We start from the raw sequence: 22,959 nt of genomic DNA on the forward strand, positions 1-22,959 counted from the left end.
GTCATTCGAACTGCAAACAAATTTAAACTTAATCTGAACCGGCATAAACTCTTTTAACAAAATTTAACAGCGGCTCATTTTCAATAACTTATTTATTTGTAACAATTCGCAGTTCCAAAATTTAACCAAAAACTGATATGAAACGATTAACACTTAAGGCGGCTGCTTTTTCTGCTTTGCTCATCATGGCAACAGCCACTTGCAACGTGACTTTTGCTCAGAGTAAGGATAAGGATTCTGAAAAATCCAACATAAAAATCAGGGTAATCGAAGATGATAATGGCAAAATCCGGAACATTCAAAAGGACTATACTTTGCCAAAGATGTCTGACAGCGAACGTAAAATTTTTGTTGATAAGGTACTGGATTCAATAGGTACTGATGATAAAAAACGTCGGTCTGTTTCAGTAACGGTAGACGACCTGGGTCGCGGGTCTTCGGTTAATAAAAGCAAAAGAGTCACGATTAATGATGATGGCGACAGCCACGTATTTGCCTATCGGAACGATAATGAAAACGATTTTGACTTCGATTTTAAGTTTGATACGGAGGAGCTGAAAAGGAATATGCGGAATTTGGAACGTGACATTAAGCCTAAGATAAATATGATGATGAAGGATGTGGAAGGCTGGGGCGACCGTATGGGTAACTTCGTTTATGAAGATAAAAAAGCATCCTCAATACGGGGGCTAAATGCATATGCCAATAATCCGGACAATGGCATTATTAATCTTCGCTTTCAAACTGCCGGGAAGGGAGATGTAATGATCGAAGTGACCGACGCAAAGGGTAAGGAAGTTGCAAAAAAGGAAATCAAAGATTTTGACGGAGAGTATGTAGGCCAGGTCGATTTGAAGAAAAACACGAAGGGTACACTCTTCGTGAAAGTTGTGCAAAACGAAGATGGTGCTGTAAAAAGAATCGTGCTGCCGTAATAGATATTGCTTTTCATTTTAGAAATCCCCTGGCTTTTAATAGGTAAGGGGATTTTTTTGTAACAAATTTTTCAGGCGGTATAGTTAAGCATGGATTAAGAATTGTAAATTTGCGGGAAATCAAATATCGAACAGCGACATCCAATTTACTAAATCACATGCTCAATCTAATTCTGTTTGGCCCTCCTGGAGCAGGGAAAGGTACTCAAAGTGAAAAAATAATAGCAAAATACAAGCTGGTACACCTTTCAACAGGTGATCTTTTAAGGTCGGAAATACAAGCTGGGTCGGAGTTGGGGTTGAGGGCTAAAACATTGATGGATCAAGGGATCCTGGTTCCGGATGAAGTGGTGATTGGCATGATTGAGAATAAGCTGAACGAAAACAGCAGTGCAGCAGGGTTTATATTCGACGGTTTTCCAAGAACAGTAAAACAAGCGGAGGCGCTAGATACTCTTTTGTCGAAATATGACGAGGAAATCACGGTTATGCTGGCATTGGTTGTTGAAGACGACGAGTTATTGAAACGCCTTTTAAACAGAGGTAAAACTTCAGGAAGACCTGACGATCAGAATGAAGAATTGATCAGCAAAAGGATTCACGAATACAATACAAAGACAACGCCGGTTGCTCACTATTATCAGGAAAAAGGCAAATATGTGTCAATACCGGGTATTGGCGAGATAGACGCCATTTTTGGGGCAATTACAGAAGCGATTGACTAATACACACATGCGGTAAATTTTGGAACACTTAAACTAAGAAATGGCATCCTCGAATTTTATTGATTACGTAAAAATAAACGCAAAATCCGGTGCAGGTGGTGCAGGTTCAATGCACTTTCGCCGGGAAAAGCACGTTGAAAAAGGCGGACCGGATGGTGGAGATGGTGGAAGAGGTGGCCACGTAATCTTGAGAGGTAATACACAGCTTTGGACGTTATTACACCTTAAATATACAAAGCACGTTAAAGCTTTCGACGGTAAAGGTGGAGAAGGCGGACGCAGAACTGGGGCTGAAGGAAAGGATATTATTCTCGAAGTGCCTCTGGGAACAACTGCCAAATTAGCCGAAACGGGAGAAGAATTATTTGAAATTACGGAAGACGGCCAGGAGGTAATCTTACTTCGTGGCGGTCGTGGTGGTATGGGTAATGATCATTTCAAATCGCCTACAAACCAAACTCCGCAACATGCCCAGCCAGGAGAACCTGCAAAGGAAGCCTGGTTTATATTGGAATTGAAAGTATTGGCAGACGTTGGTCTCGTTGGTTTTCCAAACGCAGGTAAATCAACTTTGTTATCTGTCTTGTCTGCGGCTAAACCTGAAATTGCGGACTATCCTTTCACCACGCTGACACCCAATCTGGGGGTAGTATCATATCGTGATTACAAATCTTTTGTAATGGCTGATATACCTGGTATTATTGAGGGCGCTTCGCAAGGAAAAGGCTTAGGGCTCAGGTTTCTTCGCCATATTGAAAGAAATTCGATTTTGTTATTCCTGGTGCCAGCCACCTGCGAAGATATTGATGCCGAATATCAAACCCTGCTCAACGAATTACAACTTTACAATCCCTCCCTACTTGAAAAGAACCGTATTCTTGCGGTTTCGAAAAAAGACGTTCTCACGGATGAAGAATGGACTGAGCTGAAAGCAACAGCTCCAAAGGACATTCCGATGTTGCCAATTTCTGCGGTAACGCAGGAAGGAATAGAGCAATTGAAAGACTCAATTTGGAATTTACTAACTTAAACAAACTTCCGTTAGATAAATTATTTTGACGGAGACAACCTTTTGATGCATTTTAGTTGTCTCCTTAAGTGATTTACTAGTCTTAGGATTGCCATGATGTCGAAAATTCGATCTTTAAGTAGAGCGCTATGTTTTGTTGTGCTCTGCTCACACACTTTATTTGCGCAGTTAAGTATTGATTACCCAACGGACAGAGTTGTGTTTCAAAGGGATAACAATAATAATGCGACCATTAATATTTCCGGGAATTATTCCCGACAACTGGACAGGGTAGAGGCGAAAATTACTGCAATTAACGAGGGGTCTTCTACCGACTGGCAAATCATTCAAAATAATGTTCAGGGCGGATTTTACTCCGGCAGCATTTCCGCCAAAGGTGGCTGGTACCGTTTAGAGGTACGTGGCATCATTGCAGATCAGGTGGTGAGTAGTAATCCTGTAGACCACGTTGGAGTCGGCGAAGTTTTCATTATTGCAGGGCAGTCCAATGCCCAGGGTTTTCAGAATCGCGGTGCGCAGGGCGCATCAGACGACCGGGTTAGCTGCGTAGACTACAACAATACGTATAATTATAACGACACAGGGTTGCCTTATCCGAATTTCCGGCATGTAGACAACAATTCAAATATTGCTCCCAGAGGCCAATCTGCCTGGGCCTGGGGAAGATTGGGCGATTTGCTCGCTGCAAGGCTCAAGGTCCCGATTCTTTTCTACAATGCTGCTTTCGAAGGGACTAGAATCAGTTCCTGGCGTGAAAGTATTAATGGAACTACGTATTCTCCTTACAATTTTGAGCCGTATTTGCCGAGCGGAATACCGTATATAAATTTAAGGTGGGTAATGCAGTATTATGTACCCATAACAGGTGTGCGGGCGGTACTTTGGGAACAGGGAGAATCGGACAATCAATTTGGTACTTCTACAGATGATTATGCAAATGATCTGCGAACGATCATTGAAGCGAATAGAAATGAAAGCGGAAAGAATCTGGCATGGATGGTTTCGTTAACTTCTTATAATTTAGGAAGGACATATGCTCCGGTAATCGAGGGTCAGCAAAGAGTGATTAATAATGTACCAGGTGTTTTTACTGGCCCCAATACAGATGTAATTCAGATTCCGAGAATTGATGGTGAAAGAGTACACTTTCAAAATGAGGGGCTCACGCAACTTGGCGAGGCTTGGTTTTATCAAATGAATGATAATTTCTTTGCGCAATCGCAACCATATGGTCCAACGGCGCCGGTAAATGTTAGAATCGGTTGTGTTGGTAATTATGCTGTCAGCATCACCGCTGACCAATCAGGGTATACTTCAATGCAGTGGTCTAACGGCCAGGGTGGGAACAGTATTACGGTTGGTAACGGAAGCTATACTGTCACCGCCAGGGATGACAAAGGCAATTATATATACTCACCTCAAATAAAGATAAACGAAGCCATCCAACCGGCTAAGTCAATTATCAGCCTCGAGGGCAGCAATCCCGTTTGTATTGGAAATACGGCGACCTTGGTTTCCAGCGTAACTGATAATATTGTTTGGAATACCGGATCGACTTCTTCCAGAATCGGCGTTACAACCGGAGGAGATTATTTTGTTAAAACTAAAAGTGTATACGGTTGTGAGACGAACTCAGACAACTATGGAGTTTCAGTTCTGAATTCGCCACTTCCACCAAAGCCGGCCATTACAGCCTCCGGAGCCACCACATTTTGTGATGGAGGCGTGGTAAAACTCACTTCCAATTCCGCTTTGAAAAATGTGTGGTCCAATGGACAGGTCAATCCCAGCATAGATGTCCGGTCTTCCGGAGATTTTCGTGTTCGGGCGCTTGATAATGTAGGATGCTACTCGCCTGAATCGGAGCCGATTACTGTAAAAGTTAATGCGCTTCCAGGCAAACCGCAAATTTCACTAAGTCGTGGAACTACCATGTGTGAGGGAGATCAGCTGACCATCAGTTCCAATTATGACACAGGTAATATCTGGAGCAATGCGGCTACTTCCAAATCTATTGTGGTAAGTACAGAAGGTAAATTTTCGGTCATTCAAAAAGATAATAATGGCTGTGAATCTGTAAGATCAGATGAAATCTCAACTAAAATAAACCCTTTACCAGCTACTCCAACTATTACGAATCAACGTCCAACGACCTTCTGCGAACGAGATTATACCATTCTTACTAGCAGCGAGGCGTACAGTTATGTTTGGAGCAATGGGTCGACGAACCGAACTGTCGAAACACACGAAAGTGGAGATTATACAATTTCAGCAAAGGATGCAAATGGTTGTGTTTCGAGGCCTTCAGCGGTTGTCAAAGTCATTAAGAATCCGTTGCCGCCAACACCAGTCATCACAGCATCCGGACCGACCACCTTTTGTGCTGATTTGAATGTGAGCCTGACAGCTCCGGACGCAAGTGCATATGTTTGGAGTAATGGCGCAACCTCGAAAACAATTTTGGTTACAAAGGCAGGAACGTTCAAAGTGACGACAATAAATGAATTTCAATGTATTTCAGACCCAAGTAATTCAGTAAGCACCCAAACGTTAGCTTTGCCTGAGTCTCCGACTATATCCGCGTTAGGGTCAACTACATTTTGTGATGGAAATTCAGTTCAGCTCGAGGCAAAAGGCGGAGCGCTTTTTTACTGGAGCGACGGTCAGCAGGGTACTTTAATTGACGCAAAGAAATCAGGTAACTATCAGGTCAAAGCCAAGGACATATATGGTTGTTTTTCGCCTTTTTCGCCAGTTATTGCAGTTGATGTAAAGCCCCAGCCAACGATTCCGATCATTAAAAAAGTTGGTGCATATAGTCTGATGGCAGAGAACAACATCAACGCAGGCGACCATGTTTGGCGGAGGAATGGAGTGGATTTAACTCAAACCAGCACAACAATTAAAGTGGTAAGTTCAGGTACTTTTATTGTAAATAACTCCGTTACATATAGTGCCAGTTTAACCTGTTTGTCAGACTTTTCCGAGCCTTTTGTATTCTATCCTGAGGCAGATAGTGATGGTATGGTCGTCTTTCCAAACCCGGTGAGAAACGGCATAATCAATGTTGAGACTGTCCAGAATCTGATCAACGCAACAGTTCAGATTATTGACGCAAACGGAATTATACACAAGAGCTATAAGGTTCAGAAGTTCGAGAGCCAGAAAACATTTGATATATCAGACTTGAACGCAGGGGTATTTTTTGTCAGGATAACGTCGGCCGCCTTTAACGGCACTAAAAAAATTGCGGTGGTGAACTAAGTTAGGGGGGAAGAATAATATCTTGAAAAAAGTGGAATAGTTATATTATAGCTCAAATAATGTTTTAAATTTGTCCCCTTATATCTATACATAACACAACTAAACAACGCCTTGCTTGATAAAGTAAGGTTTTTTATACGGTTCCATCTCTAATGTGCAAAAATTTACTTAATCAGATAATTCGAAAGGCCTTCTTATTTGTATCCATTTTACCCATAAGTGCTTACTCGCAAGTAGACATCACCTCTCCATCTCCACGGGCTGTCTATCAGCAGGATATTACCGGTAAGCGAGACGTTCCCATAAGTGGTAAATTTAGTATTCCGGTAGACAAAATAGAGGCAAGAGGGGTACCTGTCCTTTTAGGGCAAGGTGAAGAAACTCCATGGCGGGATCTTGATGTAGCACCTGAGAAAGGGGTCTTTTCTGGAAATATTTCTTTAAAAGGAGGCTGGTATACGATTGAAATCAGAGCGACATCCAACGGTAACGTCGTGGGTCGCGATATTTTGGAGAGGCTAGGCGTTGGAGAAGTTTTCTTAATTGCCGGACAGTCCAATGCTCAGGGTCTTCACAAATATCCTGGTCCTTCTGCAAGCGATGACAGAGTTGTATATGTGTCGAATTATAGCAATGATGTTCAGGATCTATTAACTGATCCACCCGCGCCTCAATTTTCCAGAGTCACTTCAGACCTTGGATTTATGGCCCCACGTGGCCAGGGTGCCTGGTGCTGGGGGCTATTGGGTGACATGCTCGTTGCAAAACTGGGTGTTCCAATTTTATTTATTAATACTGCCTGGGAAGGCACTTCAAGTGAGAACTGGGCAAAAAGTGCTCAGGGATTACCTACCAACAATATGTATGGAGGATTTACTTATAATGCGGGTATGCCATACGCCAATCTTCGTATAGCCGCAAAAAACTATGCTAATCAATATGGTGTAAGGGGAATATTATGGATGCAGGGAGAGACTGATGGCTTATTTAGAACTCCTGCTACCCAGTATCGTGACAACCTTCAAACGGTTATGAATATTTTGGGAAGCGATACAGGCAAAAGAATTACCTGGGTAATTGCCAGAACTTCAAGAACTGCGAAGGATAGCAATACGCCATCATCCACGAATCCTGAGATCATTGCAGCTCAAAATTCCGTTATTGATGCAAGTTTCAACCCTACGTATCCAGGCCCTGAAACCGATCCACTTGATCCTGAGAGATCGCCAGATCATACGCACTTTAATGGAGCGTCTTTGACACTTTTAGCCACTGCCTGGTATAACTCTCTGGACGCAAATTTTTTCTCAAGAGTCCCTCCGGTAGCTCCTGCGGCTGTTCCGGAAATAGCTGCTACATGTGTTACAGCTAATAACGCGGTAACGATTACACTGCCTGGCGGATATGCTTCGTATCAATGGAGCAATGGCGCTACAGGTCAGTCAATAACTGTCACTCAAGCTGGGGCATACAGAGCTACGGTTAAGGATAACTTCGGCAATTCCATATTAAGTCCAATAGTGACTTTGGAAAATAATGCCCTTCCAGTTACGCCACAAATCGTTCAGCAGGGCCAGCAACAAGCCTGTGCTGATTCTTCGTTTACTTTTTCTGTAAATGGCGAAAATGATATATATAACTGGTTTAAGGATGGAGGCACAACTCCGGTAGCTACCGGTTCAAGTGTGAAGATTTCAGAAAGTGGTAGCTATTATGTACGTCGGGAAAATATATTTGGCTGTAAATCGGCTAATTCCACGAATTCTTCGCTGACTATTCAACCCAAAATTTCAAAGCCACTGATCACGTCAGCAGGACCGTTTAGTATAACAGCATCTATAGATCAACCAGGATTAAATGAGCAATATGTCTGGCAACGACCTGGAATAGAGGGAGATACGATTGCCAATGTAATCAAGGTTATGAAATCGGGCGATTATACTGCCCAGGCAAAAGCCACTTTCACTATCGGAAATAATTCCATAGTATGTTATTCCGACACATCCACGCGTGAATTCAAAACCAACGAAAGTAATGACGTTGTGATTTATCCGAATCCAAGTCAGGAAGCATACATCTACATTGAGTCGCGTGATCCGATCAAGGACGCCAAAGTGACGATGTACGACCTTTTTGGTAGAATACTATCGGTTCAAAGCATTCCGTCTCTGAACAGTCGATTCCAGATCAATGTGTCCGATCTGCCAACCGGGAAATATATCCTGAGAGTGGTAGGGGCGACTGACACACTTACGAAGCAAATCGTTATTAAATAAGTATCATATTGGTTTCATGCTAAATAAGCCCTGCCTTGGTAGGGCTTATTTAGCATGAAACTAATTAGGTAAAAGAAAAACCAAAGAATTTGATTGATAAACTTGCAGCTACTAACTTTGAAAGACTGAGAAATTGTAGCTCTTTTAATCAATTTATGGCTACATTTAATATTCCAAGCCAAAGTTTGTCTATATGAAAAGTACATATCTTCCTTCAGACTATTTGCCCATTTTGGTGCAGTTCCTGTTGGCAGCTGGTTTTATAGGGGGAACGATGATCGTTACCCACCTCATTGGACCAAGCAGAAAAAGTAAGAAAAAGGACGACCCCTTTGAATGTGGTATTGAATCAGTAGGCGATGCCCGCGCGCCGATTTCCGTGAAGTATTTTCTCGTGGCGATTTTGTTTGTGTTGTTTGATGTGGAAGTAATATTCATGTATCCCTGGGCAGTAAACTTCAAAGGGCTAGGCATGTTTGGGTTTCTTGAAATGATTGTATTCATGGCTCTTTTGCTTTCAGGTTTCTATTATATCATCAAGAAAGGTGTATTGAACTGGGAGGAGTAAGAATCGTTGAGTATTTCAACTATGGCAAATATGAAAGAAGTAACAATAGCTGAAGCTCCTGCGGGGCACAGCGGTTCTGGTTTTTTTGCAACTTCATTTGATGAAGTTATAGGCTTAGCGCGTAGTTATTCACTATGGCCTTTGCCTTTTGCAACTTCATGTTGTGGTATCGAGTTCATGGCCACCATGGGTGCGCATTATGATATATCCAGGTTTGGTTCTGAAAGGCCGAGCTTTTCACCTCGTCAGGCAGATTTGCTGATGGTGATGGGGACCATTGCCAAGAAAATGGCGCCTGTTGTGAAGCAGGTATACCTTCAGATGGCAGAACCAAGATGGGTACTTGCCGTTGGTGCGTGTGCTTCGAGTGGAGGTATATTTGATACCTACAGCGTTTTGCAAGGTATCGACAGAATTATCCCGGTGGACGTATATGTACCTGGCTGCCCGCCAAGACCGGAACAAATCATTGACGGATTGATGCAAATTCAATATCTCGCTCAGAACGAGAAACTTCGTCGGAGAAATACCGACGAATATCAGGAATTACTGGCTTCTTATAATATACAATAATCTATGCTTAGCAATCAGGAAGTAGCGGAAGAATTATTGGGGAAATTTGGAGATCAGGTTTTTAATTTCGAAGAGCCTTATGCTCTGTTAACGCTTTCGACAACGCGTGAAGAGATCATACCGGTTCTGGATTTTCTGAAATCGCACAAGAATTTCCAAATCAATTTCCTTACAGATTTGACAGGTATTCATTTTCCGGATAATGCGGGAGGAGAATTTATGGTGGTATATCACCTTCACAGTTTTATACACAATTTCCGTGTTCGGATAAAGGTTTCAATTCCGGAGGCGGATATCCATATACCAACAGCAACAGGGCTGTATGAATGTGCCAACTGGATGGAGCGTGAAACATACGATTTCTATGGAATATTGTTCGACGGGCATCCGAATCTCAAACGAATTTTGAATATTGAAGAAATGGATTATTTCCCGATGCGAAGAGAATATCCGCTCGAAGATGCAACCAGAGAGGATAAAATTGACGCACTGTTCGGTAGATAAATTTATTGATAAGATTTAGGTTATGGCAGATATTGAATTATTACCTCATAAAGTCCCGGCTAATGCGGAATTGCCAGAGTTGGTTGAAGAGTTAACAACTCTTAACCTAGGCCCGACTCACCCTGCCACGCACGGAATTTTTCAGAACATCCTGAAAATGGATGGAGAGAAGATCGTTTCCGGCGAACAAACCATTGGCTATATTCACAGGGCATTTGAAAAAATAGCCGAAAGACGACCGTTCTATCAGATTACAACCCTGACGGACCGGATGAACTACTGCTCGTCTCCGATCAACAATTTCGGATGGCATATGACAGTTGAAAAGTTGCTTCAGGTAGAAGTTCCAAAAAGAGCTCAGTATATCAGAGTTATCATGATGGAGCTTGCCCGTATTTCTGACCATATTATCTGTAATAGTATCCTCGGTGTTGACTGCGGAGCTTTCACAGGCTTTTTATATGTGATGCAGAAACGAGAGGAGATTTACGAGATATATGAGGAAATGTGCGGAGCGCGCCTGACGACTAATATGGGTCGTGTAGGAGGGATGGAAAGAGATCTTTCCAGCACTGCAATTCGCAAAATAAAAGAGTTTATCAAGAGCTTCCCGGCCGTTCTGAAAGAGCTTGAAAAGCTGTTGAACAGAAACAGGATATTCATGGACCGCACCATCGGATGCGGGCCAATTTCTCTTGAAAGAGCTTTATCATATGGTTTTACAGGGCCCAATCTGAGGGCCGCAGGTCTCGATTATGATGTAAGGGTGATGAATCCGTATTCTTCATACGAAGACTTTGATTTCATTATTCCGGTAGGTCAGCATGGGGATACCTATGACCGCTATATGGTAAGAAATGAGGAAATGTGGCAAAGCCTCAAAATTGTGGAACAGGCAGTGAACAACCTGCCTGAAGGTCCATATTACGCCGATGCTCCTGAATTCTACCTTCCTCCAAAACAGGAAGTATATAGAAACATGGAGGCGTTGATTTACCATTTCAAAATAGTGATGGGGGAAATCGATGCACCGGCTGGTGAGGTTTATCATGCAGTGGAAGGCGGTAATGGAGAGTTAGGTTTTTACCTGGTGAGCGACGGCGGGAGAACTCCATATCGTCTGCATTTCCGGAGACCAAGTTTTATTTATTACCAGGCATATCCTGAAATGTGTAAAGGAAGCAGCTTGTCTGATGCCATATTAACGATGAGTAGCATGAATGTTATCGCGGGAGAACTCGACGCGTAACATTCTTACTTATATTGATTTGACGGATATGATCTGTCAGAATATTACAAAAATTCAAGTTTAGAAGAACCATGACCGATACTCCAAACTCAGTTGCATTTACTCCAGAGCGACTTGTCAAGGTTAATGAAATTATAGCACGATATCCGGAAGGCCGACAGAAATCGGCCTTATTGCCGATTTTGCACGTGGCCCAGGAACAATGGGGTTGGGTAAGCAGCGAGGTGATGGATTATGTTGCGGATATCCTAAGTATCAAACCGGTTGAAGTATATGAAGTGGCTACTTTTTATACAATGTACCATCTGGAGCCGGTTGGAAAGCATGTGATAGAATACTGTCGTACAGGTCCATGCTGCCTGATGGGAGCAGATGACGTGTACGGTCATTTGAAGAAGAAACTAGGAATCGAAACCGGACAAACTACCGAAGATGGGCTGTTCACCTTGAAAGAAGTTGAATGTCTGGCCGCATGCGGATGGGGGCCGGTTTTTCAGATTCGGGAAAAATATTACATGAACCTGACCAACGAAAAGGTCGACGAAATTATTGATGAACTTAGCAAATAGGTCATACCGCCTTGCTAAATACTAATCCTCAAATGGCGAAGAAAATATTAACAGAATATATCAACGTCCCTGGTATTGAAACCTTCGATGTTTATCGGAAACAAGGAGGATATACTGCTGTAGAGAAAGTGCTGAAAACCATGACGCCAGACGAGGTTGTGGAAGAGGCGAAGAAATCGGGTGTGAGAGGAAGAGGTGGTGCAGGTTTCCCGATGGGGATGAAATGGGGCTTTTTGGCCAAGCCGGAAGGTGTACCACGTTATCTCGTTTGCAATGCGGATGAGTCGGAGCCGGGAACTTTCAAAGATCACTATTTGATGAAAACGATTCCTCACCTGTTGGTGGAGGGGATGATCGTTTCCAGTTTCGCATTGGGAGCTAACAAATCTTTCATATATGTGAGAGGGGAGTTGATGTATGTGATCCGCATTCTTGAAAAAGCAATTGAGGAAGCCAAAGCAAAAGGGTTTCTTGGTAAAAATATATTAGGAACAGGATACGACCTGGAACTGGTTGTTCAGTCGGGTGGTGGTGCATATATATGTGGAGAGGAAACCGCCCTGTTGGAATCTTTGGAGGGAAAACGTGGAAATCCGCGTAACAAACCTCCTTTCCCTGCTGTAAAAGGTCTATATCAATCACCAACGGTTGTTAATAATGTTGAGTCCATTGCAAATATGCCCTGGATCATTAACAATGGCGGTGATGCATATGCAGGAATCGGAATTGGAAGAAGTACTGGTACCAAATTGATTTCCGCATCAGGTCATATTCAAAAGCCTGGCGTTTATGAAATTGAGTTGGGATTAAGTGTGGAAGAATTCATGATGTCGGATGAGTATTGTGGAGGTATCAGAAAAGGACACCACCTGAAAGCACTCGTTGCGGGCGGATCGTCAGTTCCTATTCTTCCTGCTAATCTGATTATGAAAACAGCCAACGGCGAGGATCGCCTGATGAGCTATGAGTCATTGTCAGACGGTGGCTTTGCAACAGGAACCATGCTTGGTTCGGGAGGTTTTATCGTATTTGACGAAACCGCTTGTATTGTAAAAAACACCTGGAATTTCTCAAGATTCTATCACCACGAGTCTTGCGGACAGTGTAGCCCGTGCCGTGAAGGTACAGGCTGGATGGAAAAAGTATTGCACCGGATTGAACATGGGCATGGCAATATGCATGATGTCGATCTTTTGGTAGATATATCTAAGAAAATTGAGGGTAATACCATTTGTCCTTTGGGAGATGCGGCTGCATGGCCTGTTGCCAGCGCCATCAGGCACTTCCGTGACGAGTTCGTATGGCATATCACGAACCCAACCGAAGCTACGGCACCGGGTGCGGTATATATGGGTGATATGGCACTGGTGTGATCCGGCCGAGGTAAAGTGTTGATATAAAAAGATTTAGAAAATACATTGCGACCTGAGTGGTCGGTCTGTTAAGGATATATATTATTACGGGCATGGAAGAAACAAAACCACAGTTAATAAAAATCACTTTCGATGGTATAGAGGTGGAAGTGGAACCTGGCACGACCATTATGCAGGCGGCGAGAAAGATTGCGGAGGCTGATGAAAGCCAGGCGGGTCTTGTTCCCCCGGCAATGTGCTACTACAAGCCGCTGCCCACGTCGGGAGGTAAGTGTCGTGCATGTCTTGTAAGAGTTTCTCAGGGATCGGCTAAAGATCCTCGCCCGATGCCAAAATTGGTTCCTTCGTGTATAACTCAGGCTCAGGATGGTATGGTGGTCGAAAACACCACGAACCCTTCGGTGTTGGAGGAGCGGAAAGGAATCGTCGAGTTTCTATTGATCAATCACCCGCTTGACTGCCCGATTTGCGATCAGGCTGGAGAGTGTCACTTGCAGGACTTTGCTTTTGAACATGGTTCTGCAAAAACAAGATATGAGGAAGAGCGCCGTACTTTCGAAAAAGAAGATATAGGTCCTTATGTTCAGCTTCATATGACACGTTGTATCTTGTGTTACAGATGCGTGTTCACTGCTGATCAAATCACCAATAAACGCGAGCATGGTGTCATGTATCGCGGAGATACTGCAGAAATCAGTACATATATCCAGAAGAGCATAGATAATGACTTCTCTGGTAATATTATTGATGTTTGTCCGGTAGGAGCGCTTACTGATAAAACTTACCGTTTCAAAAACCGGGTATGGTTCTCGAAACCGGAAGACGCACACTGCGATTGCGACAAATGCTCAGGTAAAGTCATTTTGTGGTATCGGGGCGATGAAGTAATTCGCGTGACGGCCAGAAAGAATACATGGGGCGAGGTGACTGAGTTTATTTGCAACAAATGTCGTTTCGAACGTAAAAAAACGAGCGACTGGGTATTGGAAGGGCCGACAAAAGTGAAACGCAGCTCAGTTATTTCTGCCAATAAGTATCGTGCAGATCTAATTAAAAAGCCAGACTTTGCGCTAAAATTGGCGGCTACGCAGTTCAAAGAGATTGATGATACCCGCCCATATGTAACGGATGAAGAAACCATCCGTCAGCAAAGTATTGAGAATAACGATAAGGCGAACCACAGGTCGCTCCTGATTCAGAATAACTAATTTGATTACCGAAAATGGAATTAATACCATTTATAATTAAGACTGTAACGATCCTGGTCGTTTTTGTGATCACGTTGCTTATTGCGATGTATTCGACCTGGGGCGAACGCAAGGTTGCTGGTTTTATGCAGGACAGAATGGGCCCTAACCGAGCGGGACCAGGAGGATTATTGCAACCATTGGCAGATGCAGGAAAAATGTTCTTTAAAGAGGACTTTATACCAGCTTTGGCAAGTAAAGGTTTATTTATTGCCGGACCTAGTTTGGCGATGTTGACAGCATTACTGGCTAGTGCGGTTATTCCTTTTGGAAGTACAATCCGGTTCAAAGGAGTTGAAGTGCCGTTGCAGGGAGTTGAATCAAACATTGGAATTTTATACGTTTTTGGTGTTGTAGCGCTGGGGGTATATGGAATTATGGTGGGAGGCTGGGCTTCCAACAATAAGTTCTCCCTTCTTGGAGCGATCCGGGCGGCATCACAGAATATCAGTTACGAAGTTGCAATGGGTCTCTCGTTAATCGCCATATTAATGATGAGCGGTTCTTTATCTCTTGGAGAAATAGTAGCACAACAACATGGTGGCAACTGGAATATCTTTTACCAGCCACTGGGCTTTATCATCTTCATTACCTGTTCTTTTGCGGAATGTAATCGCGTACCGTTTGACCTTCCCGAATGTGAAACGGAGCTTGTTGGTGGATATCATACCGAATACGGTAGTATGAAGCTGGGTTTTTATCTGTTTGCAGAGTATATCAACATGTTCATTTCGTCGGCTATTATATCTGTTTTGTTTTTTGGAGGCTATAATTATCCGGGAATGGATTGGGTATATGCAAAACTGACTTCGTCATTTGGAACCCAATTAGGTCATAATATAGCGACCCTGATAGGAAGTGCGGTATTCCTTGGTAAAGCGTTGTTCTTCATATTTTTCTACATGTGGGTTCGCTGGACATTGCCAAGGTTCCGATATGATCAGTTGATGAACCTGGGGTGGAAAAAACTGATACCTTTGGCGGTTCTGAATATTATGATCACTGCCATGGGTGTGTTGTTTATAAAGCCATTCATTACGTCTTTATTAAACTAATACTCATTTCGGGAAGCGGTATCCGGGGTTTGGATATCGGTAAGAATGATTACTAAAATGAATAATCCGGAACTTGAGTTTCGCATTGATATAAAACATTCGTTGCCATGCAATTGACAAATCGCTCAAAGCAAGTAAGCAATAAGGAAATGACCTTTGCAGAAAAGGTTTATTTGCCGGCTATCGCCACAGGGCTTGCTATTACGATAAAGCACTTTTTTGCCAAAAAGGTAACCATAGAATATCCGGAGGTAAAAAGATATCTTGGGCCGGTTTTCCGTGGAAGGCATATCCTTAAAAGAGATGAGCAGGGAAGAGAGCGTTGCACAGCCTGTGGGCTTTGCGCTGTGGCTTGTCCTGCTGAGGCTATTTCAATGGTTGCTGCTGAACGGGAAAAGGGAGAGGAGAAACTATATCGCGAAGAGAAATATGCGGCAGTGTATGAAGTCAATATGCTTCGCTGTATTTTCTGTGGATTGTGTGAGGAAGCTTGTCCTAAGCAGGCGGTTTATTTGAGACACGATGAATTCGTACCTGTGTTTCACGATCGCGATCAGGTGATTTGGGGAAAAGACTTGCTGGTAGAAGATATGAACAGCAGATATACCCGCGAGGCATGGACAAAAGAAGAAGCTCTGGCACTGGATAACAAAAGAGCTAACGGCGAAGTGACCAATGTTGTCCCTCGTGCAGTACCCTGAACCGCATATTAACTGCAAGATTTTTTTATTTTGAGCATATGAATCCGACACTTTCCTTTTTTTATTTTTTGTCCGCACTGACCATTTTAAGTGCATTAATGGTGGTTATAGCACGTAACCCAATTCATAGTGTACTTTACTTGATCCTCACATTTTTCACCTTGTCGGGGCACTATATCTTGTTGAATGCGCAGTTTTTGGCAGCGGTTAATATCATTGTATATGCCGGGGCAATCATGGTTCTATTCCTTTTTGTGATCATGTTTTTAAATATGAAACAAGACCACGAAGAAGCCAAAACCAACCTGACCAAAATAGCTGCGACTATCGTTGGCGGTACAATATTCGTTATCCTTTTTGGTGCATATCGTAAATCTGCGATACCGGGAGCGAATCCATATGAGTTTGATTCACAGGTAGGTATGATCGAGAATTTGGGTCATTTGCTCTTCCGTGAATACCTTCTGCCGTTTGAGCTTATTTCAATATTACTTCTGGTAGCCATGGTTGGCGCTGTGATGCTGGGTAAACGGGAAGTAGGGGAGAGACATTTTTAGAAAATCGTTGAATCAGGCTAAAATTCAAGGTTTCGGTTCAACACATATATTTTAGTAAGTCTGCTTTTCTCATTTTTGGGAAGGGCAGACTTTTTCATTAGATACCATCCCCATTTTTGTTTCGGATCCAGGCTTTTCATAATTTGAAAATAGTATGCTTGCATAATATTCATGTCTTTTGTTAAATTTGTCTGAGCCGAGAATGTCACTTACGGGAGGTACTGATGCGCAAAGAAAAAACGATTGATTTTCAGATTAAAAGGGCCTGGCATTCAATTTCCAGAATGTACAACACATATGCCTCCAGGTACGATATTACCATGGCAGTAGGCTACGTGTTACTCAATATCGATCTTGAAAATGGAACGCCGGCAACCAAAATTGCTCCGCTATTAGGAATGGAGCCCCGGAGTTTGGTCCGTATGTTAAAGAATATGGAAGAGCGGGGACTGATCACCAGAGAAATATATAAAGGCGACAAAAGATTTGTAAGAATAGTATTGACTGACCTTGGCAGAGAAAAAAGGGAGCTGTCGCGGGAGGGAGTGATCGTGTTCAACAACATGATGCGGGAGAAAATCCCTTTGGACAAGCTGGCCGTATTTTTTGAAGTAGTAAATGAAATCACAAGACTGGTGGAGGATGAAAACGTTAAGCTGAAAGCTGGTGATTTAAACGAAGACATCTTACCATAAGTTAGAAACTAAAACCTTAAATAATGAATCGTTCAATTCGTAAAGTAGCTGTATTGGGATCTGGCATTATGGGATCTCGCATAGCATGTCATTTTGCCAATATAGGTGTTGAGGTTTTATTGCTGGATATCGTACCTGCCGAACCGAATGAATTGGAAAAGAGCAAAGGGCTGACGACCGCAAGTCCAGTTGTCAGGAATAGAATTGTCACCACTTCATTTCAGAATACGCTTAAAGCCACGCCTGCATCACTATATAACGCGGCAGATGCATCACGAATCAGACTCGGTAATTTCGATGATAACCTTGCCGATATCAAAAACTACGACTGGATAATCGAGGTTGTTGTTGAGCGACTGGATATTAAAAGGGCTTTATATGAAAAAGTGGATCAATTAAGGAAGCCGGGAACACTCATTACTTCCAATACTTCCGGGATACCGATCCACCTCATGGCTGAAGGAAGAAGTGAAGATTTTAAAAAGAATTTCTGCGGAACTCACTTTTTCAATCCACCCAGGTATCTGAAGTTATTGGAAATCATTCCAACCGCGGATACAGATCAGAGCATTGTTGATTTCCTGATGCACTATGGTGATTTGTATTTGGGTAAAACTACTGTTTTATGCAAAGACACTCCGGGATTCATTGCCAATAGGTTAGGGATATATGCCCTGATTCAGACGATTCGGGCTGCTGAGGAGATGAATTTGTCGGTCGATGAGGTAGATAAATTGACTGGACCTGTGATAGGAAGGCCGAAGTCGGGCACTTACCGGCTTTCGGATGTAGTAGGTTTGGATACGACGGTTCATGTCGCTCGTAATTTGTATGAATCGGGAGCGGAAACAGATGAGTCTCGGGAAGGATTTGCGCTCCCAGCTGTGATGCAGAAATTATATGATAACAAGTGGTTGGGAGATAAATCCGGACAGGGTTTTTATAAAAAAATAAAAGACGAAAAAGGTAAGTCCGTCATTTTGGCGCTTGACTTTAAATCGCTGGAATATGTGCCTTCGGGAAAAGTAAAATTTGATACTCTTGAAGCAACCAAAGCGATCTCGGAAGTGCCAAAGCGTTTCGCTGTACTGCTGAAAGGAAAGGACAAGGCAGGGGCGTTTTATAGGAAAACGTTTTCTGATATATTTAAATATGCCTCTTTCCGAATTCCGGAAATCTCAGATGAATTATATCGTATAGATCAGGCAATCTGCGCCGGTTTTGGCTGGCAGGTTGGTTTGTTCGAAACGTGGGACGCCATGGGTGTCGAGAATATGATTCAGATAATGGAGAGTGAGGGGTTCAAGCCTGCGCCATGGGTGTATGAGATGATTTCTTCAGGTAACGGCGCTTTCTACAAACTAGAGAACGGAAGTAAGTTTTACTACGATATCAATACAAAATCTTACAAGAAAATACCTGGTCAGGATTCATTTATTATCCTGAGCAATCTTACCGACAAAATCGTTTGGAGAAATGCCGGAGCCAATGTATACGATCTGGGCGACGGAATCCTGAATCTTGAGTTCAAGTCGAAGATGAATACGATGGGTTCTGAAGTGATCGAGGGGATTAATAAGGCGATCAGTCTGGCTGAAAAGGATTTTCAAGGGCTTGTCGTCGGAAACGATTCAAACGATGCATATTCCGCAGGAGCGAATCTGGCCATGCTCTTTATGTTCGCCATCGAGCAGGACTTCGATGAAATTAATTTGGTAATCGCCCAGTTTCAGCAAACGATGATGCGGGCTCGATATTCGTCTATTCCGGTCGTAACTGCACCACATTCTTTGGCTTTGGGTGGGGGCTGTGAATTAAACCTCCATGCCGATAAGATTGTTGCCCATGCCGAAACATATATTGGTCTGGTAGAATTTGGAGTCGGGCTGATACCGGCTGGGGGAGGAACCAAAGAAATGGCACTCCGTTGTTCGGATATGTACCAAACTGGCGACCCTGAGCTAAATATTTTACAAAATGCTTTCATGAATATCGCTCAGGCAAAAGTATCAACTTCGGCTGCTGAGGCATATGCAATGAACTATCTTCAGGATAAAGACCAGATTGTTCTTAATCGGAGCAGGTTAATTGCGGAAGCTAAACAAGCGGCTATCAGTTTGGCCGAAAGTGGATATACTCAGCCCAAGCAGCGCTCGGATATTAAAGTTCAGGGTAAAACCGGGATGGCGTTATTCATGGCAGGTATATCGCAAATGAGAATGGCCAATTATATATCCGATCATGACGCCAAGATTGCCAATAAGCTGGCATATGTGATCAATGGCGGTGATTTAAGCTACCCGCAACTGGTGACTGAACAATACCTACTGGATTTGGAGCGAGAAGCATTTCTTTCCTTATGTGGAGAGCGTAAAACACTGGAGCGGATGCAGGGCTTGCTAAATGGTGGAAAGCCTCCCAGAAATTAATTTATGGTATATTATGTTAATAGGGTTTGTGGTGTTCATCAACTGGCAAGGGAAGAAAAATTATATATGTCTGACGGGAAGCATCTCATTGAAATTGGTGGCATAAGTTATTCGGTGGCGAAACATTAATACTACTTCTCATATTTACACAAGACGAGTTTAGAAATCAGAACGAACTAAAATGATCTCAAAAAAAGCGAAATACGCGCTGAAAGCATTAAAAGTGTTGGCTGAACAATATGGTCATGGGCCGGTGCTGATCTCATATATTGCTGAGAAAGAGAAGATTCCTAAAAAGTTTCTCGAAGCAATCCTTTTGGATTTGAGAAATAATGGTGTTTTACAAAGTCAGAAAGGAAAAGGAGGTGGATATCTTTTACGCGTACCTCCTGCGGAAGTCAGTTTTTCAAAGGTGCTGCGTATTATCGACGGACCGATAGCACCGGCGCTGTGTGTTTCGTTGCTTTTTTATGGAAAATGTGATGACTGTCGCGACGAAGAAACGTGTAGTCTGCGAGTTGTCTTGGAAAAATGGCGAGACGCAAATCTTGCGGTTTTAGATAAAACTACGTTGAATGACCTTTTGCTAGTCGATGCAGCCGCAACCACCCTCCTAACGCCGTAGAGCGCGGAGGTCATTTCTTAGATACAACTTCACATCATCCGGGCTCTCAACGAGGGTATAATTCTGCGAGACATATTTGTACAATTCCGGATAGCTGCCTAAGCCTTGTGTAGCTTTGTCCTGCGCCCATAGACTGTTTTTTCCAACAGCATCCAAAACAACCGCCGGCTTATTGTCGATAAGGTTGGCCAAATATCGTTGGAGATAAACTTCTTGCAATGGGTGTTTGAATATGGAGCGAATGCTGTGGTTCTCCGCCACGCCCTGCGGCATTTGCGTTTCTACATAGTATTGACAATTCCAACCCCATACTACGAGATATTCACCTGCTTTAGCATATTTTTTGATCGCAATAGCGACTTCGCTGAAGGGAATATTTCTGTTATTTTTCTCGTCTGACGGATATATATTGATGGGCTCTCCAAATTTGAGTTTCTGAAATGCCTGAAATCCACCGAGAGCTGACAGCGATATAAGACAAAATGCAAGAAGAATTGTCGGATTTTCCCTGTAACGGTTGAGCCAGTTAGCAAAAATGACAGCAAGAGGAACTATCATGAAGAGCCAGTAATGGAGATATCCTGAGCCAGTTCTGGATATCGCAAGTAGCGTAAAGACAATCCAAATCAAAGGAAATATAAAGAACGATCCTTTGTTTTCTTGCTTATTCTTTTGGAGAATAGAGACGAGTAAAAGAAAAAACAGTTGAGGTAAAACATACACCAAAACTGAAGGAGAATGAAATAATCCGTCCGGCAAGGCCATTAAATTACCCCACCACGATGTCTTATCTCCATATTGAAAATTCGCAATGATATAAAATTGGAAAAAATCTGAAGTGACTCCGCCGAAGTAAAGAAGCAGCAGAATTACAAGCAAGGTTGAAATGCCGCCCAGAATAAAACTAACAGCACCTCGCGCATCCTTTTTTTGAAACCATAACAGATATAAAACCCACAATACCAGAATTGCGACCATGGGCAACGTCTGTAATTTACCGAAAGGAAGAAGAGCAATCAGCGACCCAATGAAAAATGGAATAGTAGGAGTCGTCAAACGCTTTGTGCCACAGATGGAAATCAGGAGTAATATGATTGCCATAAGCGAGATCGGAATATGCTCACTTGAAAAATGGACAAAATCATTCTGTTGAACAAACGCAAAAAACAACGTCATTGGGAATGTAACAGCCATCGCAATGGATATGCCAAACCAGTTTCGTATTGCGAAGTAAAAAGCTGCTATTGTGATCGCTACAAGTACAATGGCGGCAGTATGCGCCGATGTATAATCAAAAACGCCTCGAAAATAGGATGGAATCAGCAGAAAATAGCTACCTAGCGGTCCGCCTGTTGTTCCATCAACTGACCTCCAGAATATCGGATCCTTTGCCAAAGTCATGGCCTGCGTCAGCATCTGGCTTTCGTCCGGGTTCAATTCACGGTTAAAAAGCAAGACAGGCATCCGCATCATGAACAACAGAACTGTGCTTAATAGCAAATAAATTCTTTCAGCAATAGACGGTATGATGAATGATTTGGCATAAACAAGTAGGCAAATCCCAAGACCAATGATATAGCCGAGGAACCAGTATATTATCGGATGGGCGTCAAATTGAATGCTCATGACTATATCAGCTAACGGTCTCTATCTTGTCAACAAATGCTTTATAGTTCTTGACAGGAATAAAGTGTCTTTGCGTGCGATATTGAAGAACCATGAATACGAGAAAAAGGGAGATTAGAAATGATTGCAACATCAGAATCACCAGTGTACTTCCTAATGTGGAAGCCCAACCGGGAGTGGCATTTCCGATCAATTTCAAAAAAGCAATAACAAAAATGAACGCGATCGCCAATGCTGACATCACAATCGAAAATATGAGAATCCGGACAGCTGTGGTATCAATCATTACGGAAATCGCACTCAGACCATGAAGAATCAGCGAAACAAAATTCATTTTACTGTCTCCAGCTAATCGTTTTGCCCGGTTTGTGAGCACCGAACTGTAGGGAATTCGTGATCGAATCACTCCCCCGGGGTAATTATTCCATATTTCGGACACACGGACCAGGTTCTGGAGACGTCGTTGAGGAATAATGCTAAAATTCCCAAATTTGATGACCTTCCCCGTTAAAAGCGTGAAAACAAACTTGTAGATTAGGTAAGAAAGCTGAAATACTAGGCCCTCAGTTCGTTTATTACGTTCAGCAAAAATGATTTTTCCAGGCTCTTCGCGAAGCTTTTTCACGAGTGCATTAATATCTGAAGGTGCGTCCTCGCCATCTGCATCCATCACAATCACGTTGTCACAAGGGATGTTTTCGGCCACATAAGACAGGCCAATGGTAATGGCTTTTTGATGACCCAGATTTCTGAAAAGGCTCAGAACCTTAACTTCTTTGCCGTGGAATAGCGTAAATGGTTCTTCTCGATCCCGGGAAGAACAGTCGTCGACTATTAAAATGGAAGTATTTTCGATAATTTCCGGCATTAAATCTTCATTGATCTTTTGGATCAAAAGGTTTAATGCCTCCCAGTCATTGAATTGCGGAATTATAATGACGTAGCTTTCAGGCATATA

The 22,959-nt window shown here is 42.8% G+C and carries 20 protein-coding genes; 18 read left to right on the forward strand and 2 right to left on the reverse strand.

The features are described from left to right. The first annotated feature begins 137 nt into the window (after nucleotides 1-137). From AC1XUD_RS09695 to AC1XUD_RS09780, 18 genes are all read left to right on the forward strand, one after another. Nucleotides 138-935: a T9SS type A sorting domain-containing protein gene (locus tag AC1XUD_RS09695; RefSeq protein ID WP_483360783.1), complete on the forward strand. Its 798-nt coding sequence runs from the start codon at nucleotides 138-140 to the stop codon at nucleotides 933-935. Nucleotides 936-1,093: 158 nt separating this feature from the next. Further along, a complete protein-coding gene (locus AC1XUD_RS09700) occupies nucleotides 1,094-1,660 on the forward strand; it encodes an adenylate kinase (RefSeq protein ID WP_483360784.1) in 567 nt (188 codons plus the stop codon). 40 nt (nucleotides 1,661-1,700) lie between these two features. Continuing rightward, nucleotides 1,701-2,690 carry a GTPase ObgE gene (obgE, locus tag AC1XUD_RS09705; RefSeq protein ID WP_483360785.1) on the forward strand — a complete coding sequence of 330 codons (990 nt, stop codon included), beginning with the start codon at nucleotides 1,701-1,703 and terminating at the stop codon, nucleotides 2,688-2,690. A 198-nt stretch (nucleotides 2,691-2,888) separates the two neighbouring features. Beyond that, nucleotides 2,889-5,954 (forward strand): T9SS type A sorting domain-containing protein, encoded by a 3,066-nt coding sequence (locus AC1XUD_RS09710; protein WP_483360786.1) that lies wholly within the window; start codon nucleotides 2,889-2,891, stop codon nucleotides 5,952-5,954. 152 nt (nucleotides 5,955-6,106) lie between these two features. After that, a complete protein-coding gene (locus AC1XUD_RS09715) occupies nucleotides 6,107-8,230 on the forward strand; it encodes a T9SS type A sorting domain-containing protein (protein ID WP_483360787.1) in 2,124 nt (707 codons plus the stop codon). Between the two features lie 193 nt (nucleotides 8,231-8,423). Further along, complete coding sequence (locus AC1XUD_RS09720) at nucleotides 8,424-8,798, forward strand: NADH-quinone oxidoreductase subunit A (protein WP_483360788.1); 375 nt, start codon at nucleotides 8,424-8,426, stop codon at nucleotides 8,796-8,798. A 30-nt stretch (nucleotides 8,799-8,828) separates the two neighbouring features. Further along, nucleotides 8,829-9,371 carry an NADH-quinone oxidoreductase subunit B gene (locus AC1XUD_RS09725; RefSeq protein ID WP_483360789.1) on the forward strand — a complete coding sequence of 181 codons (543 nt, stop codon included), beginning with the start codon at nucleotides 8,829-8,831 and terminating at the stop codon, nucleotides 9,369-9,371. A 3-nt stretch (nucleotides 9,372-9,374) separates the two neighbouring features. Continuing rightward, the gene (locus tag AC1XUD_RS09730; protein ID WP_483360790.1) at nucleotides 9,375-9,875 is read left to right on the forward strand and encodes an NADH-quinone oxidoreductase subunit C; all 501 of its coding nucleotides are present in this window, start codon (nucleotides 9,375-9,377) and stop codon (nucleotides 9,873-9,875) included. Between the two features lie 22 nt (nucleotides 9,876-9,897). After that, the gene (locus AC1XUD_RS09735) at nucleotides 9,898-11,124 is read left to right on the forward strand and encodes an NADH-quinone oxidoreductase subunit D (RefSeq protein WP_483360791.1); all 1,227 of its coding nucleotides are present in this window, start codon (nucleotides 9,898-9,900) and stop codon (nucleotides 11,122-11,124) included. A 71-nt stretch (nucleotides 11,125-11,195) separates the two neighbouring features. Further along, a complete protein-coding gene (gene nuoE, locus AC1XUD_RS09740; RefSeq protein WP_483360792.1) occupies nucleotides 11,196-11,693 on the forward strand; it encodes an NADH-quinone oxidoreductase subunit NuoE in 498 nt (165 codons plus the stop codon). Nucleotides 11,694-11,725: 32 nt separating this feature from the next. After that, the gene (gene nuoF, locus AC1XUD_RS09745; protein ID WP_483360793.1) at nucleotides 11,726-13,066 is read left to right on the forward strand and encodes an NADH-quinone oxidoreductase subunit NuoF; all 1,341 of its coding nucleotides are present in this window, start codon (nucleotides 11,726-11,728) and stop codon (nucleotides 13,064-13,066) included. Between the two features lie 92 nt (nucleotides 13,067-13,158). Next, nucleotides 13,159-14,274 (forward strand): NADH-quinone oxidoreductase subunit G, encoded by a 1,116-nt coding sequence (locus AC1XUD_RS09750; protein ID WP_483360794.1) that lies wholly within the window; start codon nucleotides 13,159-13,161, stop codon nucleotides 14,272-14,274. Nucleotides 14,275-14,288: 14 nt separating this feature from the next. Next, nucleotides 14,289-15,368 (forward strand): NADH-quinone oxidoreductase subunit NuoH, encoded by a 1,080-nt coding sequence (nuoH, locus tag AC1XUD_RS09755; RefSeq protein ID WP_483360795.1) that lies wholly within the window; start codon nucleotides 14,289-14,291, stop codon nucleotides 15,366-15,368. Between the two features lie 107 nt (nucleotides 15,369-15,475). Then, nucleotides 15,476-16,069, forward strand: coding sequence for a NuoI/complex I 23 kDa subunit family protein (locus AC1XUD_RS09760; protein ID WP_483360796.1), 594 nt, complete (start codon nucleotides 15,476-15,478; stop codon nucleotides 16,067-16,069). 38 nt (nucleotides 16,070-16,107) lie between these two features. After that, nucleotides 16,108-16,626, forward strand: a complete 519-nt coding sequence (locus tag AC1XUD_RS09765) for an NADH-quinone oxidoreductase subunit J family protein (RefSeq protein WP_483360797.1) — start codon at nucleotides 16,108-16,110, stop codon at nucleotides 16,624-16,626. 224 nt (nucleotides 16,627-16,850) lie between these two features. Next, entirely contained in the window at nucleotides 16,851-17,321 is a 471-nt protein-coding gene (locus tag AC1XUD_RS09770; RefSeq protein WP_483360798.1) for a MarR family winged helix-turn-helix transcriptional regulator, read from the forward strand. A gap of 23 nt (nucleotides 17,322-17,344) precedes the next feature. Next, nucleotides 17,345-19,750 carry a 3-hydroxyacyl-CoA dehydrogenase/enoyl-CoA hydratase family protein gene (locus AC1XUD_RS09775; protein WP_483360799.1) on the forward strand — a complete coding sequence of 802 codons (2,406 nt, stop codon included), beginning with the start codon at nucleotides 17,345-17,347 and terminating at the stop codon, nucleotides 19,748-19,750. Between the two features lie 181 nt (nucleotides 19,751-19,931). Continuing rightward, on the forward strand, nucleotides 19,932-20,375 hold the full coding sequence (locus AC1XUD_RS09780; protein ID WP_483360800.1) for an RrF2 family transcriptional regulator: 444 nt from the start codon (nucleotides 19,932-19,934) through the stop codon (nucleotides 20,373-20,375). Here AC1XUD_RS09780 and AC1XUD_RS09785 read toward each other — a convergent pair. Further along, nucleotides 20,364-22,001, reverse strand: coding sequence for a hypothetical protein (locus AC1XUD_RS09785; protein WP_483360801.1), 1,638 nt, complete (start codon nucleotides 21,999-22,001; stop codon nucleotides 20,364-20,366). The genes AC1XUD_RS09780 and AC1XUD_RS09785 overlap by 12 nt on opposite strands. 7 nt (nucleotides 22,002-22,008) lie before the next feature. After that, nucleotides 22,009-22,956, reverse strand: coding sequence for a glycosyltransferase (locus AC1XUD_RS09790; protein ID WP_483360802.1), 948 nt, complete (start codon nucleotides 22,954-22,956; stop codon nucleotides 22,009-22,011). Between the last annotated feature and the right edge of the window lie 3 nt (nucleotides 22,957-22,959).

The organism is Dyadobacter sp. HNCC25DJ184, assembly GCF_056895215.1.